Genomic DNA, 22,104 nt, shown 5'->3' on the forward strand with positions numbered 1-22,104 from the left:
GCCGCTATTTGAACAGCGACGTGAGCGAGAACGACGAGGCGACGACGATCGGCGGGTTTTCCGCGACTTGAGGATACGGCTCGTCGATATAGGCGTTGACGCCCGTAGCGCGGCCAGCCTTGACCAATGACGCGACGTAAGCCCAGCCCTTCGGTTCCAGCCCGAGGCAGGCCTCCGACATCTCGCCCTTGAGGCGCTCGTGAATGGCGATGTTCCCGCGCGCGAGAATGGCGGCCGTCTGGCGCGGCGTGAACCTGTCCTTGTCCCAAAGCTTCCGGAGATAGATGCCGACGACGTTCCGCTTGGTCTTCGGCCCCCATGTCACGCGCTTGCTTGGATCGTTCGAGCCGAAGGCGTATTCGCCTGGCGGCAGCGGGCCGACGGCGCGCGTTGCAAGACAATCAGGATCGGGATTGTTTCGGCACATCTCTCGGCCGGAAATCGCCCACGCGATCGTTTGTCCGTTCGAACGTGGATCGCTGGAGATTACGAATAGGCGCCCGGTCCGGATCGTATAGCCGAGCCGGAAAGTTCCGGCGGTCGGCGGAACCTCGTGGATCACATCCTCGAACGGATTGCAGATTTCGCCGCCCGTCAGCTTGCGCGGATAACCGTTGAGCTGAATGGTGACGAAATCGACGCCAGGCGCGCAGTCCCACTGCGGAAGCGTTCGCTTGTTCGCGATGGAAATGGGCGGGCCGGTCGGGACCTTCGCGGGCGCTTTCGGCACGACGGGAGGCGGCGGTGCTTCGGGCTCATCCGTCGGCGCTAGGCTTGCGATCGGCCCTGGTTCCTTCGGCAGACGGCGGATGGCTTCGCACTTTGCGGACAACTTCGGCGGATGAATTTGCTTCACGGCGAGCTTTCGCGCCATGGCAGCGCTCGCGCCGGCCTTGATGTAGGCCACGATCAGAGCCTGCTGAACCTCGATCTGCTCCTGTGAGAGTTCGAAGATGCAATCGTCGTAGATTTGATCTCCGACCTCACTGAAGAAGTCCGCGATCTGCCCGGCTGCAGCCGCTGCTGCCGCCGAGGGATGCGTCGCGCCGGGCGGGGATTGCTGCGCCTGGCTATGACCGGCCGCAAGGAACGGCAGGCACGCGGCGAGCACTACGGTAGCCGCGTTGAACGCCACTCGCGCCCCGGTCAGCCCCGCGCGTGCGCCCCGCCGATGAGCAATATGGTTAGTCCAAATCATATGCCATCCCTAACCAAGAGTCGGGGCAACAGCGAGGCTGTCAGTAAAATTGCGCTCATTCGCCTGCGTCGCAGCGGTCGCGCTCCCCCAAAAGCTCAAAATTGGTCCCGCGCAAATCCGCCGAACGATCCAGTCGCGAGGCTGACGCAGAAAGCGATCTGCGCGCCGATTGCCATCAGCGCGCAGGATGAACTCGAACGGAATATTTGAAAGAGAGCAGGGGGTTATCGCCAGCCGCGATGACCACCCCAGTGTCCACCGCGCCAACCACCGCCATGGCGGCCCCAATAGCCGCCGCGATAGTAGGGCCGCCCGCCCCAATAGCCATAACGATAGGGATTATAGCCGGCCCAGTAGGGATAGGGTCGGTAATAGCGGGGCCCGTCGTAGTAGGTCACAACGGGGCCGTCATAATAATATTCCCGTACTGGAGGGCCTTCGACCACCGGACCGCGTTCGACATAACCGCCGTTATATCCGTCAAGGTCCGCTGCCTGCGCCGAAAGCGGCGTGACGCCAACAATGGCTATCGTCGAGAGCGCATAAATCAAGGTTTTCATGAGGATCTCTCCCTGGAGAACTTGCAGGAGAAAACACCTCTGGCTCTGAATGGTTGCTGAACACTGCTCGTCATCTTGCCTGATCTCGAAGCGCAAAGAACAATGCTCGCCGAATAGCTATCAGCAGAAAGTAATATTGCATTAATAATTGTGATCGGGTCTGCAATCACCCCGTACTGCAACGCCCTCCAATCGGCTTCGAACGAAAATGGGACTGGGCAATGCGGGGCGATGCAACTGTTTTGTCCTGCGTTTCTCGCTCAGGGCATGGTCAGAAGCTGGGTGTTGCGCCGCAGGACGGCGTGAGTTAACACCGCACAGAAGGCGCTCGGACACTTCGTGCAAGCGGACGCACTGCAATGATGGATCTGACTACGCAATATTTGCCGATAGCTATCTTTATCGGCGTGGCTCTGCTGATCGGCGGCGCCCTGATGATCGCGCCCTTTCTTGTCGCTGTCCGCAACCCTGATCCCGAGAAGGTCTCGGCCTACGAATGCGGTTTTGACGCCTTCGACGACGCCCGCATGAAATTCGACGTGCGCTTCTACCTCGTGTCGATCCTCTTCATTATTTTCGATCTTGAGATCGCATTCCTCTTTCCCTGGGCAGTCGCCTTCAAGGAAATCGGCGTCTTCGGCTTCTGGTCCATGATGGTGTTCCTCGGTGTGTTGACCATCGGCTTCATCTATGAATGGAAGAAGGGCGCGCTGGAATGGGAATGATCATGAAGGACGACGGCGCGCCTGGCCTGCTCTTTGATCGCACCTTTGACCGCGCCCGCGAAGGCGCCGCGGTGACCGGCGCTCCGGCGGCCGATCCGTTTTTTACCGACGTCTCGAACGAGTTGGCCGATAAGGGTTTTGTCGTCACGACCGTAGACGATCTCATCAATTGGGCGCGAACCGGCTCGTTGATGTGGATGACGTTCGGCCTTGCCTGCTGCGCGGTCGAGATGATGCAAGTCTCGATGCCCCGCTACGACGTCGAGCGCTTCGGCTTTGCGCCCCGCGCCTCGCCCCGGCAGTCCGACGTGATGATCGTCGCCGGTACGTTGACCAACAAGATGGCTCCCGCGCTGCGGAAGGTCTATGACCAGATGCCTGAGCCGCGGTACGTCATTTCGATGGGGAGCTGCGCCAACGGCGGCGGCTACTACCATTATTCCTATGCTGTCGTCCGCGGCTGCGATCGCATCGTTCCGGTCGATGTTTACGTGCCAGGTTGCCCGCCGACCGCGGAAGCACTGCTCTACGGAATTCTTTTGCTGCAACGGAAGATTCGCCGCACTGGCACGATCGAACGTTAGGCAAAAGCAAAAAATCACCATGGCCGGCTCATGCTGTCGGCCGCGCTGGGAGATCGCCGGCCGATGACCGAATTGTCCGTATTGCAGGATGCTGCAAATTCGATTGCGGGCGCTGCTTTGCAGCGGTCGGCCATCGCTTACGACGAATTGACGATCACCGTTGCTCGCGAAGATATCGTCGGCGTGCTGACCAAGCTTCGCGACGATCCCAAATGCCTGTTTGAAGTTCTGATCGACATCTGCGGCGTCGATTATCCTGAACGGGCTGAACGCTTCGACATCGTCTATCATCTGCTGTCGCCGCGCCTGAACCAGCGTATCAGGGTCAAGATCGCAACCGACGAGGTAACTCCGGTCGCGAGCGTCAACGACGTGTTCCCCGCTGCCAACTGGTACGAGCGCGAGGCCTACGATCTTTATGGGATCCGCTTCATTGGCCATCCCGATCTGCGCCGCATCCTGACGGACTACGGTTTCCAGGGCCATCCGCTGCGGAAAGATTTCCCGCTCACTGGCTATGTCGAAGTTCGCTATGATGACGAGAAGAAGCGTGTCGTCTACGAGCCGGTGAAGCTCACCCAGGAATTCCGCGATTTCGATTTCGAGAGCCCGTGGGAAGGTCCCAGTCACGTTCTGCCGGGCGACGAGAAAGCCGGTCCGAAATCTTAAAGCCCGCAATCTGGCGTTCCCCTTTAAATGTTCGTTCGTTTGGTCTTGCCATCCAGTTGTTCAGCTGCGTTGCCCGAGGCGCCGAAGCAGGGGCATGCTCTCGAATTCAGAGGTCGGCGCGAAGTGCGCCTTTTCGCAGTTGCCGGTAACGAGGTTGTCGGAGGTGCGAAATGGCGGTGATGCACAGGACCCGGATCGCAATGCAACTGGAAGCTAGCGTCGCAATCGCGGCAGCCTTCATGACCATGGCCTTTATCATCGACTGGCCGCGCGCTGTGGCGGGCTTGGTTCTTGGTGCCGTATGCCGCTTTCTGCCCTACGGCACCATTGTCGTGCCGCTGGGCGTGATCTTCGTCTCCGCGCTGTTTGAGCTTCTCTATCCGTGGTTCGGACGCACGACGGGGCCGCACTTCTGGGGTTTTTTCGTTGGCCTGTTTGCAGTCGCAGGGACGGCTTCGAGCCTCTACATCACGATCCGCAATCTGAAGGATCGCGTATGAGCGGCGTGCCATGAAAGATACGCTTCATCCCGGCGCCAAGACACAATTTACGTATCGTGTTCCCGCGACGAAGACCGTGCCGCATCTCTACCCCGAGGCGCATGAGTTCCAGCTCATGCCGACGGTGTTCGCAACAGGCTACATGGTCGGCCTGATGGAATGGACGTGCCTACACATCATTGCGCCTCACCTCGACAAGGGGGAGGGCTCGCTTGGCATCCACATCAATGTTTCGCACCTCGCCGCCACAGTCCCCGGACAAACGGTGACGGTCGACGCCGAATGCACGAAAGTTGCTGGCCGCCGCCTATATTTTCATGTCAAAGCCCACGACGGCATTGACCTAATTGGCGAGGGCGAGCATCAGCGTATGGTCGTCAACTGGGAAAAGTTCGAGCAGCGGGTGAACGAAAAGGCGAAGATCGCCAGGCTTGCACCCATCACGCGCGGGACCGTTTGAACATGGCCGAGACTGAGATCCGCAATTTCAACATCAACTTCGGGCCCCAGCACCCGGCAGCGCATGGCGTGCTGCGCTTGGTGCTCGAGCTCGATGGCGAGGTGGTCGAGCGGGTCGATCCGCACATCGGGCTTCTCCATCGCGGCACCGAAAAGCTGATCGAGCACAAGACCTACATGCAGGCGATCGGCTACTTCGATCGCCTCGATTACGTCGCGCCGATGAATCAGGAGCATTCGTTCTGCCTCGCAGCCGAAAAGCTTCTAGGTTTGGAAGTTCCGCGCCGCGCACAGCTCATTCGCGTGCTTTATTCCGAGATCGGGCGCCTCTTGTCCCATCTCTTGAACGTCACCACCCAGGCGATGGACGTCGGCGCGTTGACTCCGCCGCTCTGGGGCTTCGAAGAGCGCGAAAAGCTGATGGTGTTCTATGAGCGCGCATCAGGCTCGCGCATGCACGCCAAATACTTCCGCATCGGCGGCGTCCATCAGGATTTGCCCGATCAGTTGATCGACGATATCTACGCTTTCTGCGATCCGTTCCTGAAGGTTCTGGACGACATCGATGGTCTGCTGACCGAGAACCGGATTTTCAAGCAACGCAACGTCGATATCGGCGTCGTCTCGCTCGATGAAGCGTTTGCGTGGGGATTTTCTGGCGTCATGGTCCGCGGCTCCGGCGCCGCCTGGGACCTGCGCAAGGCGCAGCCCTACGAATGCTATGCCGAACTCGATTTCGATATCCCGATCGGCAAGAACGGCGATTGCTACGATCGCTATCTCATCCGCATGCAGGAAATGCGTGAGTCGACCAAGCTGATGAAGCAGTGCTGCGAGCTTTTGAAGTCGGCCAGCGGCCAAGGCCCGCACGTCGCCCAGAACAAGAAGGTCGTGCCGCCCAAGCGCGCAGAGATGAAGCGCTCGATGGAAGCGCTCATTCATCACTTCAAGCTCTACACCGAAGGCATCCATGTACCGCCCGGCGAAGTCTATGCGGCCGTCGAAGCGCCCAAGGGCGAATTCGGCGTCTATCTCGTCGCCGACGGTTCGAACAAGCCCTATCGGTGCAAGATCCGCGCTCCCGGCTTCCCGCATCTGGCGGCGATGGATCACATCAATCGCGGCCACATGCTCGCCGACGTCTCGGCGATCCTCGGCTCTCTCGATATCGTCTTCGGCGAAATCGACCGCTGATTCGCCATGGCGCGCGTGATCGAAACGGCGGTGCTGATCCGGGCTGTGCCGTCGCGCGTCTGGTCCGTCCTGATGGACTTCCACGCCTACCCGAGCTGGAACCCTTTTATTCGCAGCATCTCCGGGGAAAAGCGTGTCGGCGGCAAGCTCGAGGTGGTTATCGCGCCGCCGGGCGGAAAGCCGCAGACGTTTCGGCCAGTCGTCGCCGAATTCGTCCCCGAACAACGCTTCTGCTGGCGCGGATCGCTTCCCATTCCGGGGCTCTTCACGGGTGAGCACCGGTTCGTGCTTGGCGCAGAGGGACCAAACACGCTTTTCACGCACTCGGAAGCATTTTCAGGTCTTCTGGTGCCGTTTGTCGGCGGTATCCTCGCCGCGACCGAACGCGGATTTCAGGCCATGAACGGCAAGTTGAAAGCGCGCGCTGAAGGGAGCTAGCGGTCGTCGCCCAAAAAAAACTTATCCCCCCGCGTGGGGGGGCCGGTATGATAGCCGGAGGATAGATTTCGAGGCATTGCGCAGAAGGACTCCAACATGCTTCCCGGTGCAGCCCCCATGGTCGACAATCTCTTTCTGCTGGCGGTCGCGTCCCTCGGATGGGGCTTGAGCCTCGCGACCTATCGGCTTTTTGCCCGTTCGCGCGGCTGGCCGATGGGCGCGCTGCAAGCCGATCTTCCGTTCATCCCTGTTCTGATCGGTCTCGTCGGGCTCTTCTCGGCATTGCTATTCGCGACCGCGCGCGGCGCTGACGACGGTGGTTGGGTGATTATCGTGCTGGGGCTTCTCTTCGCGGCCATTTGGACGGGCTTCCTGCGCGTGGGATCGCAAGTCGCGCTCTTTCTGGCGCCGGTCGCGACGTTCCTGTTGTTGCTTGGCTGGCTTGCTGTGCCGCTCGGATTCTCCGAACGCAGATGGGCGACCGAGAAGCCGACCGAGACGTTGCAACGGCGCGGGCTGCTCCCCTCGGAATCGGCGGCGCCGCCTCCGTCTGCGACACCGTAATCTCGCGCGCGTATCGTCGCACCTGAACGCTGATGACGATCATCACTTGTCACATGTGACAGATGGACAAATGCTTGCTTTGCGTCCGCGATCCTCGTACTGGACCGCGTAACGAAGTGAGAGTTAATGTCGCCGAGTGATTAGACGTGAAGCATAACGGGCAAATCGTCCCGCGACGTTCGCTCATTATGCTCCGGCGACATTAGGATTGACGTTCGAGGGAGCCGTGAATGGCCGTTCGCCGACTGAATCCTGAGCAACCTGCCCAGTTCGCTTTCACGGCTGAGAATCTTGCATGGGCCCGCGAGACAATCGCGAAGTATCCCGAAGGCAAGCAGGCTTCCGCGATCATTCCGCTGATGTGGCGGGCGCAGGAGCAGGCGGGCGGTTGGCTTCCTGAGCCGGCGATCAGGCTCGTTTGCGATATGCTGGGTATGGCCCACATACGCGGCATGGAAGTTGCGACCTTCTACACGATGTTCCAGCTGTCGCCCGTGGGCAGCAAGGCGCACATCCAGGTCTGCGGTACCACGCCCTGCATGTTGCGCGGCTCCGGCGATCTCATCTCCGTTTGCAAGAAGCGCATCAACGAGCACGCCCACGAAACGAACGCCGACGGTACGCTGTCGTGGGAAGAGGTCGAATGCATTGGCGTGTGCGCCAACGCCCCTGTCGTCCAGGTCCACAAGGATACCTACGAGGATCTGACGGCTGAGCAGCTGGACAAGCTCCTGGATGCCTTCCTCGCCGACAGTAAGCCGAAGCCCGGTTCCCAGACTGGACGCACCGCATCCTGCCCGTCTTCCGGACCGACGTCGCTGACCGACGCGACGCTTTACGACGGATCGACCATCGGCGCCTGGAAAAAGCGGTTCGAGGAATCGTCGGGTGGCGCCGAAGACCAGCCGAAAGAATCGACGCCGCCTTCGGCTCTGGCTTCGCCAGCACACAAAGAGCAGGTTGCGACCGGGACGTCTCCGGCATCGCCGGCGAACGCGCAATCCGGCAGCGCACCGCTGCATCCCGCGGCCCTGACCGCGATGGCGAACGCCGGTCTCGTCAAGGAACTCGAAGCGCGCGGCGGCGGCAAGGCATTGAGCGCCGGCGAGCTCGATAAGATCAAGTCCGACATGATCCGCGACCGCGCGATTGCGGCAGCTGCCGAGCAGGCGGCTCCGGCAATCGCTATCGTCCAGCCCGAGCTTCTCAAGGAGCCGCTCGGAGGCAGCGCGCCCGACGATTTATCCTTGATCTGGGGTGTCGCCGATAAGATGGCGGAGAAGCTGAACGCAATGGGAATTTGGCACTTCGACCAGATTGCCAAGTGGACGCCCGAGAACGTCGCTTGGTTCGAAAGTCAGCTTGACGGGTTCAAGGGCCGCGTTACCCGTGACAAGTGGATTGAGCAGGCTCAGAAGCTTGCTTCCGGGTGGCGTCCCGAAAGCAAAGCCGGCGAAAAGCCGAAGGGGTAGCGCGCATGCTGCATGATCGCGACCGGATTTTCCGTAATATCTACGGCTTCCACGATGTCAGCCTCAAGGGCGCGCAGAGCCGTGGCGTATGGGATGGCACCAAGTTCTTCATCGACAAGGGCCATGACTACATCATCGATGAGGTGAAGAAGTCGGGCCTGCGCGGACGCGGCGGCGCCGGCTTCCCGACCGGCCTCAAGTGGTCGTTCATGCCGAAGGCGGATGCGCGCCCGAGCTATCTCGTTATCAACGCCGACGAGTCGGAGCCCGGCTCCTGCAAAGACCGCGAGATCCTCCGCCATGACGCGCATCTACTAGTCGAAGGAGCGCTTCTCGCATCCTTCGCGATGCGAGCGCACGCCTGCTACATCTATGTGCGCGGCGAATACATCCGCGAACGCGAAGCGCTGCAGCTGGCCATCGATGAGGCGTATGCGGCGAAGTTCATCGGCAAGAATAACATTCATGGCTGGGACTTCGATCTCTACGTCCACCACGGCGCCGGCGCTTATATCTGCGGTGAAGAGACGGCGATGCTCGAAAGTCTTGAAGGCAAGAAGGGCCAGCCGCGCCTGAAGCCGCCGTTCCCCGCCAATGTCGGACTCTACGGCGCGCCGACGACGATCAACAATGTCGAAAGCATCGCGGTGACCGGCGAAATCCTGCGCCGCGGATCGGCGTGGTTCGCGGCTCTCGGCAAGCCGAATAATACCGGGACCAAGCTCTTCCAGATCTCAGGTCACGTCGAACGCCCGTGCGTCGTCGAGGAAGAGATGGGCATTCCATTGAAGGAACTTATCGACCGTCACTGCGGCGGCATTCGCGGCGGCTGGGATAATCTGCTGGCAGTTATTCCAGGTGGTTCGTCGGTTCGCTGCATCACCGCTGAGCAGGCCGAAGCCGTGACGATGGACTTCGACGCGCTCGGCAAGCTCGGCTCCGGTCTCGGCACCGCCGCCGTAATCGTGATGGACAAGTCGACCGACATCATCGCCGCCATCCGGCGCATCGCCTACTTCTATAAGCATGAGAGCTGCGGCCAGTGCACGCCGTGCCGCGAGGGCACCGGCTGGATGTGGCGTGTCATGGAACGCATGGAGCGTGGCGAAGCGGAAAAGCGCGAAATCGATTTGCTGTTTGAAGTCTCCAAGCAGATCGAAGGTCATACGATTTGCGCGCTAGGCGACGCGGCGGCTTGGCCCATCCAGGGTCTCATCAACAATTTCCGCCCCGTGATCGAGCAGCGGATCGACGACTATAAAGCCAAACATGCCCGTGTGGCGGCGGAGTAAGCAGAATGAAAATCGAAAACGAGAAACACCGGCTTGAAGTCCGACGCGCCGTCATCTCGGGTTCGGTGTTTGATGACGTGAATCTGTCCGGCGCCACGTTCGAGAACGTGAACCTATCCGGCGGCCGGTATCACAACGTCAATCTTTCTGGATGTTCCTTCGACGATCTCAACATGTCTGGCTGGAAAGTGCACGACGTCAACTTGTCGGGAATGTGCATCGAGAAGGCCAATCTTGCTGGCGCCTCTATCAAGGACAGCTGCATGGAAGGCATGACCATCGAAGGAATTCCCGTTACAGAACTGCTCGCCTATTGGCGTGCCGGCCATGAAGCGGTTTGAACGCAAGGGCTCGCTGATCAATGTCAAAGCAACTCATAGTCGACGGCACACCGATCGAGGTCGAGGACGGCACGACCTTGATGCACGCCTGCGAAATGGCGGGCTCTGTCATTCCGCGCTTTTGCTATCACGAACGCTTGTCGATTGCCGGTAACTGCCGCATGTGTCTCGTCGAAGTGCAAGGCTCTCCCAAGCCCGTCGCTTCATGCGCGATGCTCGTCAACGATCTGCCGCCGAACAAGGACGGCTCGCCGAAAGTCGTCAACACCTCGTCCCCAATGGTCAAGAAAGCGCGGGAAGGGGTGATGGAATTTCTTCTCATCAACCACCCGCTCGATTGCCCCATCTGCGATCAGGGTGGCGAATGCGATCTGCAAGATCAGGCGATGGCCTTCGGCATGGGTGGCTCGCGCTATCACGAAAACAAGCGCGCCGTCGAAGAGAAGCACATCGGTCCGCTGATCAAGACGATGATGACGCGCTGCATCCACTGCACGCGCTGCGTCCGCTACATGACGGAAGTCGCCGGCGTCGAAGAGCTAGGCCTGATCGGCCGTGGTGAGGATGCCGAGATCACGACCTATCTCGAACACGGCATCATGTCCGAGATGAGCGCGAACGCCGTCGATCTCTGCCCGGTCGGCGCGCTAACCCACCGTCCGTGGGCGTTTGCCGCGCGGCCCTGGGAAATGGAAGCCGTCGAGACAATCGACGTCATGGATGCCGTCGGCTCCGCCATCGCGGCGGACGTACGCGGCGCGGCGGTCATGCGCATCCTTCCGCGCAACAACGATGCCGTGAACGAAGAATGGATTTCCGACAAGACGCGGCACGTCTCGGACGGACTGAAAACGCAGCGTCTCGATCAGCCCTACATCAAAAAGAACGGCCGCTTCGTGCAGGCGAGCTGGGACGAAGCGCTGGGCCTCGTCGCGGAGAAATTGAAAGCTACGCCTGCCGACAAGATCGGTGCGATAGCGGGCGATCTGTCCGGTGCGGAAGAAATGTTCGCGCTGAAAGATCTTCTCACCCGCTTCGGCGCAAAATCGCTCGATTGCCGCCAGTCGGGTGACAGGCTCGATCCCAAGCTCGGCCGCGCGAGCTATCTCTTCAATTCTTCGATCGAAGGCATCGAGCAGGCCGACGCAATTCTGCTGATCGGCGCCAATCCGCGCATTGAAGCGACGGTGCTCAATGCCCGCATTCGCAAGCGCTGGCGGTCCGCGCCGACGAAGATCGGCGTCGTCGGCCCGAAAGTCGATCTAGCCTACGGCTACGACTATCTTGGCGCCGGGCCGGACACCCTGACGGAAATCGCCAACGGCAGGCATCCGTTCGCCGAAGTTTTGAAAGCTGCCGCCAAGCCGATGGTCATCGTTGGCGAAGGCGCTTTTGCACGGCCCGATGGGCTTGCAGTGCTGTCGCTTGCAGCACGCATTCTCCTTGCCGCTTCGGCCGGAAAAGAAGCGAGCTGGAACGGCTTCAATGTCCTGCACACTGCCGCGGGGCGTGTCGCGGGGCTCGATCTCGGCTTCGTGCCCGAGAAGGGCGGCAAGGACACCGCAGGCATTCTCGGACCCGACACCGAGTTTCTTTATCTTCTCGGCGCCGACGAGTGCGATCTTTCCAAGCTCAGCCCGAAAGCCTTTGTCGTCTACCAGGGTACGCATGGTGATAAAGGCGCCGAACGCGCCGACGTCATTCTGCCGGGCGCCGCGTACACCGAAAAGAACGCGACCTACGTCAACACGGAAGGCCGCGTGCAGCAAACTGCCAAAGCTGTCTTCCCGCCGGGCGACGCCAAGGAAGATTGGACGATCCTTCGCGCCCTATCGCAGCGCGCTGGCGCCACGCTTCCCTATGACAATATCAAGGAGCTGCGCGCCGCCATGTACCGGGCGAGCCCGCAACTTGCTGCCCTCGACACGGTTGAGATGCGCGCCGTGTCTGGCTTGGAGACGCTCGCCAAGCTGACCGGCCAAGCATCTTCCGAGCCTTTCGCTCCGGCCGTGCTCGACTTCTATCTCACGAATCCGATCGCGCGCGCTTCGGCCGTGATGGCAGGAATGAGCGCGTTGAAAGCTTCAAAGACGCAGCCACTCAAGGCGGCGGAGTAGGGACGGATGCTCGAATCGCTGCAGACCTTCATGACGGACTACGGCTGGAACATTCTGGCCCTGATCGGCTTCTCGCTGCTCATGCTCGTGGTTCTGCTCATCATAATCGCATTCCTGTTGCTCATGGATCGCAAGGTCTGGGCTGCCGTGCAGATGCGGCGCGGGCCGAACGTCGTCGGTCCATTCGGCCTGTTGCAGTCGTTTGCCGATCTTCTGAAATTCGTCCTGAAAGAACCGATTATTCCGGCAGGTTCCGACAAGGGCGTATTCCTGCTTGCGCCGCTGGCGACGGCCGTATTCGCACTCGCTTCCTGGGCGGTCATACCGGTCAACGAAGGCAGCTTTTTCGGTCTTACCTCCGGCCGCTGGGTCATTTCCGACATGAACGTCGGAATTCTTTACCTCACGGCCATCTCGTCGCTCGGTGTCTACGGCATCATCATGGGCGGCTGGGCCTCGAACTCGAAGTATCCATTCATGGGCAGCTTGCGCTCGGCAGCTCAGATGGTCTCCTATGAAGTTTCGATCGGCTTCGTGATCGTCTGCGTGATCCTTTGCGTCGGCTCGCTCAACGTCACCGATATCGTCAATGCGCAGAAGGCCGGTATTGGCACGCGACTCGGCCTAACAAACTCGTTCTTAGACTGGCACTGGTTGCCGCTGTTCCCGATGTTCGTCGTCTTTTTCATCTCGGCGCTGGCTGAAACGAACCGGCCGCCGTTCGACCTCGTCGAAGCGGAATCGGAACTCGTCGCGGGCTTCATGGTCGAATATTCCTCGACGCCCTATCTTCTCTACATGCTCGGCGAGTACGTCGCGATCACCACCATGTGTGCGCTGACGACGATCCTGTTCCTCGGTGGTTGGCTGCCGCCGCTCGATATCTGGCCGCTCAATGCCATCCCTGGAATTTTCTGGTTCCTGATCAAAGTCGTGATGGTCTTCTTCATGTTCGCCATGGTGAAGGCAATGGTGCCGCGGTATCGCTATGACCAGTTGATGCGCCTCGGCTGGAAAGTGTTCCTGCCGCTGTCGCTCGTCATGGTGATCCTCACCGCCGCCGTGCTGCAATTCGGAGGCTTCCTCTCATGAACATGGCGCAGGGCGTAAAGTCGCTCTTTCTGACCGAGTTCGTCTCGGCGTTCTTTTTGACGATGCGCTACTTCTTCTCGCCGAAGAAGACGCTGAACTACCCTTATGAAAAGGGCCCGCTGTCGCCCCGCTTTCGCGGCGAACACGCGCTCCGTCGCTATCCGAACGGCGAGGAACGCTGCATTGCCTGCAAACTCTGCGAGGCGATCTGTCCGGCTCAGGCGATCACCATCGAAGCTGGCCCGCGCCGCAACGACGGCACGCGTCGCACGACACGCTACGACATCGACATGACGAAATGCATCTATTGCGGTCTGTGCCAGGAAGCCTGCCCCGTCGATGCCATCGTCGAAGGCCCGAACTTCGAGTTCGCGACGGAGACGCGCGAGGAGCTTTTCTACGACAAGGACAGGCTGCTCTCGAACGGCGACCGCTGGGAACGCGAGATCGCCAAAAACCTCGCGCTCGACGCGAAGTATCGGTGAGGGAAGAGAAGAAATGGCATCGGCTCTCTTCTTTTATATCTTCGCGGTTCTCGCGGTAGCATCGGGCGCGATGGTCATCCTGACCAAAAACCCGGTGCACGCCGTGTTGTTCCTGATCCTCGCCTTCTTCAACGCCGCCGGGCTCTTTGTTCTGCTAAATGCCGAGTTCCTGGCGATGCTGCTCGTCATCGTCTACGTCGGTGCGGTCTCGGTGCTGTTCCTCTTCGTCGTGATGATGCTCGATGTTGACTTTGCGGAACTGAAAGCCGGCTTCATCAAAAATGCCGGAGTCGGCGCGGTCGTCGGCGGCATCGTTCTCGCTGAAATTCTGGCGCTCGTCGGCTATCGCGGTTTGACGGCTGCTTCGTCTCTCAACGTCGCGTCGCCGGTTCCTGCCGCAGGCTCCGGCATCACCAATACGCAGGCGCTCGGTGAGATACTCTACACGAAGTACGTCTACTTCTTTGAGGGCGCGAGCTTGATCCTGTTCGTGGCGATGATCGGCGCCATCGTGCTGACCCTGAAGCATCGTGTCGCCGTGAAGCGCCAGTCGATCGCCGCCCAGGTCGCGCGCGGACCGAAAACTGGCCTCGAAGTCATCAAGGTCCCAAGCGGCGGCTCTGTGATCCCGCCCGCTGCAAAGCACCCGGAGGCAGCCGAATGACCATCGGTCTTGGACATTACCTCGTCGTTGCCGCGTGCTTGTTTACGCTCGGTATCTTCGGCATCTTCCTCAACCGCAAGAACGTCATCGTGATCTTGCTGTCGATCGAGTTGATGCTGCTGGCGGTCAACATCAACCTCGTGGCGTTTTCTCACTTCAACGGCGACCTCGTCGGCCAGGTCTTTGCGCTCTTTGTGCTGACGGTCGCCGCCGCCGAATCTGCCATTGGTCTCGCGATTATGGTCGTCTACTTCCGCAACCGCGGCTCCATCGCGGTTGAAGACATCAACATGATGAAGGGGTGAGGCGGGATGATCTACGCCGCCATCGTATTCCTGCCGCTCGCAGGCGCGCTCATCGCGGGCTTTTTCGGTCGCGCTATCGGCCCGCGGCCGTGCGAGATCATCACCACCTCGTTTCTGATGATCGCCGCGGTGTTGTCCTGGATCGTTTTCTTCCAGGTCGCGCTTGGCCACCAGACGAGTGAGATCACGCTGATGCGCTGGATCACATCCGGCGAACTCGACATCTCGTGGGCGTTGAAAGTCGATACGCTGACGTCGGTGATGCTCGTTGTCGTGACGACGGTATCCTCCCTCGTGCACCTTTATTCCATCGGCTACATGCACGAGGACGACTCGCGTCCACGCTTCTTTGCATATCTGTCGCTGTTCACGTTCGCGATGTTGATGCTCGTGACCAGCAACAATCTCGTGCAGATGTTCTTCGGCTGGGAAGGCGTCGGCCTCGCGTCCTATCTGCTCATCGGCTTTTGGTACACGAAGCCGTCGGCATGCGCCGCGGCGATAAAGGCCTTCGTCGTCAACCGTGTCGGCGACTTCGGCTTCGCGCTCGGCATCTTCGCCCTGTTCTTCGTCTTTCACACCGTCAATTTCGATACGCTCTTCACGGCTGTGCCGAGCGCTGTCGGCAAGACGTTTAGCTTCGCCGGTCATGACGTCGACATCCTGACGACGATTTCGCTGCTCCTCTTCATGGGCGCGATGGGCAAGTCAGCGCAGTTTCTGCTGCACACCTGGTTGCCCGACGCCATGGAGGGACCCACGCCGGTATCGGCGCTCATCCACGCCGCCACCATGGTCACCGCCGGCGTGTTCATGGTTGCTAGGCTATCGCCGATCTTCGAACTCGCGCCGGATGCCTTGGCGTTCGTAACGCTGATTGGCTCGATTACAGCGTTCTTTGCTGCAACCGTCGGCCTCGTGCAGAACGACATCAAGCGCGTCATCGCCTATTCGACCTGCTCGCAGCTGGGCTACATGTTCGTTGCGTGCGGCATCGGCGCTTATGGCGCCGGCATCTTCCATCTCTTCACGCACGCGTTCTTCAAGGCGCTGCTGTTCCTTGGCGCAGGCTCCGTCATCCACGCGATGCATCACGAGCAGGACATGCGCGCGATGGGCGGACTGCGTAAGAAAATCCCGTGGACGTTTGCCGCCATGCTGATCGGCACATTTGCGCTGACCGGCGTCGGCATTCCGCATTTGACGGGGTTTGCGGGCTTCTATTCGAAAGACGCGATCATCGAAGCGTCCTATGCGGCGGCGACGCCGAACAACTATGCCTTCTGGGCCCTCGTCATCGCGGCGGTGTTCACGTCGTTCTATTCGTGGCGTCTGGTCTTCATGACCTTCTACGGACACACCCGCGCCGATCATCACACCTATGATCACGCGCACGAAAGCCCGCCCTCGATGATGATCCCGCTCGCGGTCCTTTCGATCGGCGCTGCGCTGGCAGGTGTCGTTTTCACGTCGTATTTCATCGGGCATGACCAGAAGGAGTTCTGGGGCGCTGCAATCTTTACCGGCGAGCACAACCACATCCTGCACGAGATGCACGACGTGCCGGAATGGGTCAGCTACTCGTCGTTCATCGCGATGATCTTCGGCTTCGTCGTTGCCTGGGTTTATTACATCGGCGCGCCCTGGCTTCCCGAAGCCACTGCAAGGGCATTCAAGCCGCTATACCTGTTCCTGTTGAATAAGTGGTATTTCGACGAACTCTACAACTTCATCTTCGTGAAGCCAGCCTTCGCGCTCGGCCGCTTGCTCTGGAAAGGCGGCGACGGAACGATCATTGACGGCGCGATCGACGGTACGGCGGAAGGCGTTGTCCGCGTCACCGACCGGGTCGTCAAACTGCAGACCGGCTACATGTATCACTACGCCTTCGCGATGCTGATCGGTGTCGCCGCCATCCTCACGTGGCTGACGTACAACGGGCTCTTCGGCGGGGTGCTCAAATGAGCAACATTCTCTCGGTCACGATTTTCCTCCCGCTCATCGGAGCGGTGCTGATCGCGACGCAAAACGCCGAAGCGAAGGGCAATGCGCGCTGGATCGCGCTTTGGACGACGCTCGTCACCTTTGCTGTGTCGTTGCTGATCTGGATCAACTTCGACAGCTCGTCTGCCGGCTTTCAGTTCGTTGAGGAATACAACTGGCTTGGCCCCCTGAAATACAAGATGGGAGTCGACGGCATCTCGATGCTGTTCGTCATCCTGACGACGTTCCTGATGCCGCTTTGTATTCTTGCGAGCTGGCAGTCGATACAGATCCGCGTCAAGGAATACATGATCGCGTTTCTGATCCTCGAGACGATGATGCTCGGCGTCTTCTGCGCGCTTGATATCGTGCTCTTCTATCTGTTCTTCGAGGGCGGCCTCATCCCGATGTTCGTCATCATCGGCGTCTGGGGCGGTAAGCGCCGCGTGTACGCGAGCTTCAAGTTCTTTCTGTATACGCTGCTCGGCTCTGTGTTGATGCTGCTCGCCATGATGGCGATGTACTGGCACGCCGGTACGACCGACATCCCGACGCTGCTGCAAACGAAGTTCCCGCCTGAAATGCAATGGTGGCTATGGATCGCGTTTTTCGCATCCTTCGCGGTCAAGATGCCGATGTGGCCTGTTCATACGTGGCTGCCCGATGCTCACGTTGAAGCGCCGACCGCAGGCTCCGTTATTCTCGCCGGCATTCTGCTGAAAATGGGCGGCTACGGCTTCCTACGCTTTTCGCTGCCGATGTTCCCGAACGCATCTGCCGATCTCGCGCCCTTCGTCTTCACGCTCTCGATCGTGGCGATCGTCTACACCTCGCTCGTCGCGCTCGTTCAGGAAGATATGAAGAAGCTGATCGCCTATTCGTCGGTTGCGCACATGGGCTACGTGACGATGGGCATCTTCTCGGCGACCCAGCAGGGCGTTGACGGCGCCATCTTCCAGATGCTCTCGCACGGCATCGTCTCGTCGGCGCTGTTCCTGTGCGTCGGCGTTATCTACGACCGCATGCATACGCGTGAGATCGCAGCTTACGGCGGCCTCGTCGAGCGTATGCCGAAATACGCCTTCGCCTTCATGGTCTTCACGATGGCGAATATCGGCCTGCCTGGCACCAGCGGCTTCATCGGCGAATTCCTGACTTTGCTCGCGGCGTTTAAAGCCAATACCTGGGTTGCGATCATCGCGACGACGGGCGTGATCCTCTCGGCGTCTTACGCGCTTTATCTTTATCGGCGCGTGATTTTCGGGGCGCTGGAAAAGGCGAACCTCAAGAGCATCCTCGATCTGTCGCCGCGTGAGGTTGCGATCCTGGCGCCGTTGATCCTGCTCACCATTTTCTATGGCGTATATCCGTCGCCGGTTCTGGACGTGACGGCGACGTCGGTGAAGAACCTAGTCGAAAATTATCAGTCGGCCCAGGCAACGGCGGCCGCATCGCTGACGACGCGAGGATACCAATGATCGATAGCACGGTCCTGCAAGTCGTCCTGCCCGAGCTCATCCTCGCGCTCGGCGCCATCGCGCTGCTGATGGTCGGCGTTTTCATGAAGAACGGTGAAGCGGCTGGCCGCGTCGTCTCGTGGTTGGCCATCGGCCTGCTGGTCGTCGTCGCCATCGCCGTTTTCGAGCAAGGCGGCTCCGCAACGGTATTCAATGGTGCGTTCGTATCCGACAGTTTCACCCGCTTCCTGAAGATCGTCATTCTCGTCGGTGCGGCGCTGACGCTGCTGATGACCTTCGACAACTTCACGCGCGCGAAGCTGCTGTTGTTCGAATATCCGGTGCTGGTGCTGCTAGCGACGCTCGGCATGCTGATGATGGTTTCGGCGAATGACCTCATCGCGCTCTATCTTGGACTCGAATTGCAATCGCTGGCGCTTTACGTCGTGGCCGCCTTCAACCGCGACGATGTCCGTTCGAGCGAGGCGGGTCTGAAGTATTTCGTGCTCGGCGCGCTGTCGTCAGGCATGCTGCTCTATGGCGCTTCGATCCTGTACGGCGTCACTGGCTCGACGAGCTACGCGTCGATCGCATCCGCTGCTGGCTTGCCGGAAATGGCGACGAACGTCGGCCTGACGTTCGGCCTCGTTTTTGTGCTTGTCGGCATCGCTTTCAAAATCGCCGCCGTGCCGTTCCATATGTGGACGCCCGACGTCTACCAGGGATCGCCGACGCCGGTGACGGCCTTCTTCGCCGGCGCGCCGAAAATCGCTGCGATGGCACTCTTGCTGCGATTCACGCAAGCCGCAATGCCCGCAGCCGCGCCGCAATGGCAGCAGATCGTCATCTTCCTGTCGATCGCGTCTATGGCGCTTGGCGCGTTCGCCGCCATCGGTCAGACCAACATCAAGCGGCTGCTCGCCTATTCGTCGATCGGCCATGTCGGCTTCTCGCTGGTGGGCCTCGCCGCCAACAGTCCCGAGGGAACGAGCGGCGTACTGATCTATCTCGCGATCTACGTCGCCATGACGCTCGGCGCCTTCGCCTGCGTCCTGTCAATGCGCCGCGGCGACCGCTACGTCGAAAGCATCTCCGATTTGGCCGGGCTCGCGCGCTCCGATCTGACGTTCGCGACGATCCTGGCGATTTTGATGTTCTCGTTTGCAGGCATTCCGCCGCTCGCGGGCTTCTGGGCGAAGTGGTACGTGTTCCTTCCGGCCATCAAGGCAGGGCTCTATCCGCTCTCGGTCATCGGCATGGTTTCGAGCGTCATCAGCGCCTACTATTATCTGCGCATCGTGAAGGTCATGTTCTTCGATGAACCGGCCGAGGCGTTCTCGCCGCGCGAAGGCCGAACCTCCGCTGTCATGGCGCTGTCGGCTGTTTTCGCGGCCGCATTCGTGCTGCCGTTCGTCGGTGGTGCCATCGTTGACGCTGCCACCGCCGCCGCCTCAGTCCTGGTGTCGGCGCATCCGCTTTAATGACTGATGGATGAAGTCCCGCCGCCGCGAATCGTCCACGTCGCCCAGACCGGCTCGACGAACGCCGACGCTACGCGCTTAGGACTGGCGGGTGAACCGCTGCCCCTATGGGTCATCGCCGACGTCCAGACCGGGGGTAGGGGGCGTTCCGGGCGACAGTGGGTCTCCCAGACGGGAAATCTTCACGCCAGCTTGGCCTTTCGTTGCACTGCGCCAATGGAAAAAGCGGGCCAATTGTCACTTCTGGCAGGAATTTCAGTCATAGACGCCATTCGAGCGACAATGGATCTTGCTTCGGAGGCCGAACTTCGCCTCAAATGGCCGAACGACATTTTGATTGGGTTTGCCAAAGCCGGTGGAATTCTGGTCGAGAGCACGTCGTTACGGGAAGGCTCCGGCTTTTTAGCTATTTTGGGTTTTGGATTGAATCTTGTGACTTTTCCGGACGCGCTTGGGCGCGCTGCTACTGCACTCGGCCATTTCGGTCGATCACCTGAACCGAGTGCCTTGCTCGACGTCCTGTCGGAACGCGTTTTCCATTGGCTGGATTGCTGGAACGCTGGAGCGAATTTTGCTGCGATCCGCGAGGCCTGGATCGAACGCGCCGGTCCGCTCGGGGAACGGATAACGATCAATACAACCCAGGGGCCCGTCTCCGGAACCTATCAGGGACTGGCGGAAACCGGTGCTCTGCTGGCCGAGGTCGGCGGCGCCGTCAGGGAAGTCAACTACGGTGACGTTGCCTTGGTCGGCGAAGTCGCGCGCGATGGGGATTCATGAGCGAACGTCCGACGTCATCCCCATCCTCCGGAAAGTTTAATTCAGACGAACTCGTATTCATGGCGCTTGGCGGTCTCGGTGAGATCGGCATGAACGTCTATCTGTACGGCTTCGGTCCACCGCGCGCGCGCTCGTGGCTGATGGTTGATCTCGGCGTGACATTCCCGCACGAGGGCGAACCCGGCGCCGACGTCATATTGCCTGATCTCCGCTTTATCGTTCCCGAACGCAAGAACATCGCTGGCCTCGTCTTGACCCACGCGCACGAAGATCACATCGGCGCCGTCATCGACCTGTGGCCTTCGCTGGAATGCCCGATCTTCGCGACACCGTTCACGGCAGGAATGCTGAAGACGAAAGCCGGCGAGTTCGGAGGTTCCGTTTCGCTGCCCATCAAAGAGGTTCCGCTTGGGGGTCGCTTCAAAGCGGGCGCTTTCGATATTGAACTCGTATGCCTCACGCATTCGATCCCTGAGCCCAACGGGCTCGCGATCCGCACACCCGCGGGCCTCGTATTCCATACCGGCGACTGGAAGCTCGATCCGACGCCCGTCGTCGGCCGTCCACATGATGCCGCGAAGCTGCAGTCGCTCGGCGATGAGGGCGTGCTCGCGCTTGTCGGCGACTCGACGAATGCCATGCGCGAAGGGCGTTCGGCCTCGGAAGAGGACGTCGCCAAAACGCTGAAAAAGCTGATCGCCGATGCACCGCGCTGTGTCGCTGTCACGCTCTTTGCCTCGAATGTGGCCCGCGTTGCTTCGATTGCGGCCGCGACGCAGGCCGCGGGGCGCACGCTCGTCGTTGCAGGGCGCGCTTTGCATCGGATTATCGAAGTTGCGATTGAGACCGGCTACTTGCCGCCGAACTTCACGTATTTGGATCAGCAGCGCTTTTCGGATCTGTCGCGCAATAAAGTCGTCGTGCTGTGTACCGGCAGCCAGGGTGAGCCCCGCGCCGCCATCGCGCGTATCGCCGAAGACGAGCATCCGGACATTTCGCTGGATAAGGGCGATCTCGTCATCTTCTCGTCGCGCACCATTCCGGGCAACGAACGCGCCGTCTCGCGCGTGCAGAATGCTTTGGCGCGACTCGGTACCGAAATCGTCACCGACGCCGAAGCGCTCGTGCACGTCACCGGTCATCCCCGTCGCGACGAACTGAGAGACATGTATTCCTGGCTTCGCCCGAAGATTGCCGTCCCGATGCACGGCGAAGCGCGGCATCTCAGGGAACACGCCAAGCTCGCGCGCGCTTGCGGCGCCGAGCAGACGTTTACCATTGTTGATGGCGAAATCCTGAAGCTCTGGCCGGAGCCGGTTTCTGTTATCGACGAGGCGCCTGTCGGCCGTCTCTATCGCGACGGCAATCTCATCGTGCCCGACGTCGAAGGACCGGTGAAGGCGCGCCGCAAGCTATCGTTCGTTGGCATCGCCGTCGTTGCGATGGCGTTGTCCCGCCGTGGCGAAATTCTGAGTGAACCCGGCGTCGTGCTCGAAGGCATTCCGGCCGCGGACCGAGACGGTGACTCGATGCGCGAGATCGTGCTCGATGCCATCGATGGCACGCTCCGCTCCATTCCGCCGAAGCGGCGGGCCGACCACGGCATGGTCCAGGAAGCCGTTCAAAGGGCTGTGCGCTCGGCCATTAACGAAGCCTGGGGCAAGAAGCCTGTTGTCAAAGTGCTCCTCTCCGTGGTGGATGGCAGGGGCTGAAGTCTCGAAACTTCGCCAAATCTCAATCCCAC

23 protein-coding genes are annotated in these 22,104 nt (G+C 60.2%); 21 read left to right on the top strand and 2 right to left on the bottom strand.

The window, feature by feature from the left end:
- Positions 1-4: 4 nt before the first annotated feature.
- Positions 5-1,135 carry a DUF2778 domain-containing protein gene (locus tag RLW55_RS11825; RefSeq protein WP_423414298.1) on the bottom strand — a complete coding sequence of 377 codons (1,131 nt, stop codon included), beginning with the start codon at positions 1,133-1,135 and terminating at the stop codon, positions 5-7.
- Between the two features lie 287 nt (positions 1,136-1,422).
- Positions 1,423-1,758: a hypothetical protein gene (locus RLW55_RS11830; protein WP_414463224.1), complete on the bottom strand. Its 336-nt coding sequence runs from the start codon at positions 1,756-1,758 to the stop codon at positions 1,423-1,425.
- A 359-nt stretch (positions 1,759-2,117) separates the two neighbouring features.
- Between RLW55_RS11830 and RLW55_RS11835 the strand changes: the two genes are divergently transcribed.
- From RLW55_RS11835 to RLW55_RS11935, 21 genes are all read left to right on the top strand, one after another.
- On the top strand, positions 2,118-2,483 hold the full coding sequence (locus RLW55_RS11835) for an NADH-quinone oxidoreductase subunit A (RefSeq protein ID WP_013948518.1): 366 nt from the start codon (positions 2,118-2,120) through the stop codon (positions 2,481-2,483).
- The gene (locus tag RLW55_RS11840) at positions 2,474-3,067 is read left to right on the top strand and encodes a NuoB/complex I 20 kDa subunit family protein (RefSeq protein ID WP_409560605.1); all 594 of its coding nucleotides are present in this window, start codon (positions 2,474-2,476) and stop codon (positions 3,065-3,067) included. The genes RLW55_RS11835 and RLW55_RS11840 overlap by 10 nt, the downstream gene beginning before the upstream one ends.
- A 63-nt stretch (positions 3,068-3,130) precedes the next feature.
- A complete protein-coding gene (locus tag RLW55_RS11845; RefSeq protein WP_024276165.1) occupies positions 3,131-3,736 on the top strand; it encodes an NADH-quinone oxidoreductase subunit C in 606 nt (201 codons plus the stop codon).
- A 170-nt stretch (positions 3,737-3,906) separates the two neighbouring features.
- A complete protein-coding gene (locus RLW55_RS11850; protein WP_423414299.1) occupies positions 3,907-4,236 on the top strand; it encodes a hypothetical protein in 330 nt (109 codons plus the stop codon).
- A 10-nt stretch (positions 4,237-4,246) separates the two neighbouring features.
- Positions 4,247-4,696, top strand: a complete 450-nt coding sequence (locus tag RLW55_RS11855) for a thioesterase family protein (protein WP_409560603.1) — start codon at positions 4,247-4,249, stop codon at positions 4,694-4,696.
- 2 nt (positions 4,697-4,698) lie between these two features.
- Positions 4,699-5,889 (top strand): NADH-quinone oxidoreductase subunit D, encoded by a 1,191-nt coding sequence (locus RLW55_RS11860; RefSeq protein WP_409560602.1) that lies wholly within the window; start codon positions 4,699-4,701, stop codon positions 5,887-5,889.
- A 6-nt stretch (positions 5,890-5,895) separates the two neighbouring features.
- Complete coding sequence (locus tag RLW55_RS11865; RefSeq protein WP_423414300.1) at positions 5,896-6,327, top strand: SRPBCC family protein; 432 nt, start codon at positions 5,896-5,898, stop codon at positions 6,325-6,327.
- A 96-nt stretch (positions 6,328-6,423) separates the two neighbouring features.
- Positions 6,424-6,891 carry a hypothetical protein gene (locus tag RLW55_RS11870; protein WP_414463219.1) on the top strand — a complete coding sequence of 156 codons (468 nt, stop codon included), beginning with the start codon at positions 6,424-6,426 and terminating at the stop codon, positions 6,889-6,891.
- A 230-nt stretch (positions 6,892-7,121) separates the two neighbouring features.
- Positions 7,122-8,363 (top strand): NADH-quinone oxidoreductase subunit NuoE, encoded by a 1,242-nt coding sequence (nuoE, locus tag RLW55_RS11875; protein WP_423414301.1) that lies wholly within the window; start codon positions 7,122-7,124, stop codon positions 8,361-8,363.
- 5 nt (positions 8,364-8,368) lie between these two features.
- A complete protein-coding gene (gene nuoF, locus RLW55_RS11880) occupies positions 8,369-9,655 on the top strand; it encodes an NADH-quinone oxidoreductase subunit NuoF (protein ID WP_409560598.1) in 1,287 nt (428 codons plus the stop codon).
- A 5-nt stretch (positions 9,656-9,660) separates the two neighbouring features.
- Positions 9,661-9,996 carry a pentapeptide repeat-containing protein gene (locus tag RLW55_RS11885; RefSeq protein WP_414463217.1) on the top strand — a complete coding sequence of 112 codons (336 nt, stop codon included), beginning with the start codon at positions 9,661-9,663 and terminating at the stop codon, positions 9,994-9,996.
- A 20-nt stretch (positions 9,997-10,016) separates the two neighbouring features.
- The gene (gene nuoG / locus RLW55_RS11890) at positions 10,017-12,113 is read left to right on the top strand and encodes an NADH-quinone oxidoreductase subunit NuoG (protein ID WP_423414302.1); all 2,097 of its coding nucleotides are present in this window, start codon (positions 10,017-10,019) and stop codon (positions 12,111-12,113) included.
- Positions 12,114-12,119: 6 nt separating this feature from the next.
- A complete protein-coding gene (gene nuoH / locus RLW55_RS11895; RefSeq protein WP_409560596.1) occupies positions 12,120-13,205 on the top strand; it encodes an NADH-quinone oxidoreductase subunit NuoH in 1,086 nt (361 codons plus the stop codon).
- A complete protein-coding gene (gene nuoI, locus RLW55_RS11900; protein WP_423414303.1) occupies positions 13,202-13,690 on the top strand; it encodes an NADH-quinone oxidoreductase subunit NuoI in 489 nt (162 codons plus the stop codon). Before nuoH ends, nuoI begins: the two co-directional genes overlap by 4 nt.
- Positions 13,691-13,703: 13 nt before the next feature.
- Complete coding sequence (locus tag RLW55_RS11905) at positions 13,704-14,354, top strand: NADH-quinone oxidoreductase subunit J (protein WP_409560594.1); 651 nt, start codon at positions 13,704-13,706, stop codon at positions 14,352-14,354.
- Positions 14,351-14,659 (top strand): NADH-quinone oxidoreductase subunit NuoK, encoded by a 309-nt coding sequence (nuoK, locus tag RLW55_RS11910; RefSeq protein ID WP_013948504.1) that lies wholly within the window; start codon positions 14,351-14,353, stop codon positions 14,657-14,659. The genes RLW55_RS11905 and nuoK overlap by 4 nt, the downstream gene beginning before the upstream one ends.
- 6 nt (positions 14,660-14,665) lie before the next feature.
- On the top strand, positions 14,666-16,624 hold the full coding sequence (nuoL, locus tag RLW55_RS11915; protein WP_409560593.1) for an NADH-quinone oxidoreductase subunit L: 1,959 nt from the start codon (positions 14,666-14,668) through the stop codon (positions 16,622-16,624).
- Positions 16,621-18,120, top strand: a complete 1,500-nt coding sequence (locus tag RLW55_RS11920) for an NADH-quinone oxidoreductase subunit M (RefSeq protein WP_409560592.1) — start codon at positions 16,621-16,623, stop codon at positions 18,118-18,120. The genes nuoL and RLW55_RS11920 overlap by 4 nt, the downstream gene beginning before the upstream one ends.
- Positions 18,117-19,580 carry an NADH-quinone oxidoreductase subunit NuoN gene (gene nuoN / locus RLW55_RS11925; RefSeq protein ID WP_423414304.1) on the top strand — a complete coding sequence of 488 codons (1,464 nt, stop codon included), beginning with the start codon at positions 18,117-18,119 and terminating at the stop codon, positions 19,578-19,580. The genes RLW55_RS11920 and nuoN overlap by 4 nt, the downstream gene beginning before the upstream one ends.
- A 6-nt stretch (positions 19,581-19,586) precedes the next feature.
- Entirely contained in the window at positions 19,587-20,360 is a 774-nt protein-coding gene (locus RLW55_RS11930; protein WP_409560590.1) for a biotin--[acetyl-CoA-carboxylase] ligase, read from the top strand.
- A complete protein-coding gene (locus tag RLW55_RS11935) occupies positions 20,357-22,072 on the top strand; it encodes a ribonuclease J (protein WP_423414305.1) in 1,716 nt (571 codons plus the stop codon). The genes RLW55_RS11930 and RLW55_RS11935 overlap by 4 nt, the downstream gene beginning before the upstream one ends.
- Positions 22,073-22,104 lie beyond the last annotated feature (32 nt).

The organism is Hyphomicrobium sp. B1, assembly GCF_049532635.1.
Lineage (GTDB): Bacteria > Pseudomonadota > Alphaproteobacteria > Rhizobiales > Hyphomicrobiaceae > Hyphomicrobium_B.

What these genes read in the sequence shown, in the direction of transcription:
- RLW55_RS11830 (WP_414463224.1), bottom strand. Translation starts at nt 1,758, where the DNA reads ATGAAAACCTTGATTTATGCGCTCTCGACGATAGCCATTGTTGGCGTC.
- RLW55_RS11835 (WP_013948518.1), top strand. Translation starts at nt 2,118, where the DNA reads ATGATGGATCTGACTACGCAATATTTGCCGATAGCTATCTTTATCGGC.
- RLW55_RS11840 (WP_409560605.1), top strand. Translation starts at nt 2,474, where the DNA reads ATGGGAATGATCATGAAGGACGACGGCGCGCCTGGCCTGCTCTTTGAT.
- RLW55_RS11845 (WP_024276165.1), top strand. Translation starts at nt 3,131, where the DNA reads ATGACCGAATTGTCCGTATTGCAGGATGCTGCAAATTCGATTGCGGGC.
- RLW55_RS11850 (WP_423414299.1), top strand. Translation starts at nt 3,907, where the DNA reads ATGGCGGTGATGCACAGGACCCGGATCGCAATGCAACTGGAAGCTAGC.
- RLW55_RS11855 (WP_409560603.1), top strand. Translation starts at nt 4,247, where the DNA reads ATGAAAGATACGCTTCATCCCGGCGCCAAGACACAATTTACGTATCGT.
- RLW55_RS11860 (WP_409560602.1), top strand. Translation starts at nt 4,699, where the DNA reads ATGGCCGAGACTGAGATCCGCAATTTCAACATCAACTTCGGGCCCCAG.
- RLW55_RS11865 (WP_423414300.1), top strand. Translation starts at nt 5,896, where the DNA reads ATGGCGCGCGTGATCGAAACGGCGGTGCTGATCCGGGCTGTGCCGTCG.
- RLW55_RS11870 (WP_414463219.1), top strand. Translation starts at nt 6,424, where the DNA reads ATGCTTCCCGGTGCAGCCCCCATGGTCGACAATCTCTTTCTGCTGGCG.
- nuoE (WP_423414301.1), top strand. Translation starts at nt 7,122, where the DNA reads ATGGCCGTTCGCCGACTGAATCCTGAGCAACCTGCCCAGTTCGCTTTC.
- nuoF (WP_409560598.1), top strand. Translation starts at nt 8,369, where the DNA reads ATGCTGCATGATCGCGACCGGATTTTCCGTAATATCTACGGCTTCCAC.
- RLW55_RS11885 (WP_414463217.1), top strand. Translation starts at nt 9,661, where the DNA reads ATGAAAATCGAAAACGAGAAACACCGGCTTGAAGTCCGACGCGCCGTC.
- nuoG (WP_423414302.1), top strand. Translation starts at nt 10,017, where the DNA reads ATGTCAAAGCAACTCATAGTCGACGGCACACCGATCGAGGTCGAGGAC.
- nuoH (WP_409560596.1), top strand. Translation starts at nt 12,120, where the DNA reads ATGCTCGAATCGCTGCAGACCTTCATGACGGACTACGGCTGGAACATT.
- nuoI (WP_423414303.1), top strand. Translation starts at nt 13,202, where the DNA reads ATGAACATGGCGCAGGGCGTAAAGTCGCTCTTTCTGACCGAGTTCGTC.
- RLW55_RS11905 (WP_409560594.1), top strand. Translation starts at nt 13,704, where the DNA reads ATGGCATCGGCTCTCTTCTTTTATATCTTCGCGGTTCTCGCGGTAGCA.
- nuoK (WP_013948504.1), top strand. Translation starts at nt 14,351, where the DNA reads ATGACCATCGGTCTTGGACATTACCTCGTCGTTGCCGCGTGCTTGTTT.
- nuoL (WP_409560593.1), top strand. Translation starts at nt 14,666, where the DNA reads ATGATCTACGCCGCCATCGTATTCCTGCCGCTCGCAGGCGCGCTCATC.
- RLW55_RS11920 (WP_409560592.1), top strand. Translation starts at nt 16,621, where the DNA reads ATGAGCAACATTCTCTCGGTCACGATTTTCCTCCCGCTCATCGGAGCG.
- nuoN (WP_423414304.1), top strand. Translation starts at nt 18,117, where the DNA reads ATGATCGATAGCACGGTCCTGCAAGTCGTCCTGCCCGAGCTCATCCTC.
- RLW55_RS11930 (WP_409560590.1), top strand. Translation starts at nt 19,587, where the DNA reads ATGGATGAAGTCCCGCCGCCGCGAATCGTCCACGTCGCCCAGACCGGC.
- RLW55_RS11935 (WP_423414305.1), top strand. Translation starts at nt 20,357, where the DNA reads ATGAGCGAACGTCCGACGTCATCCCCATCCTCCGGAAAGTTTAATTCA.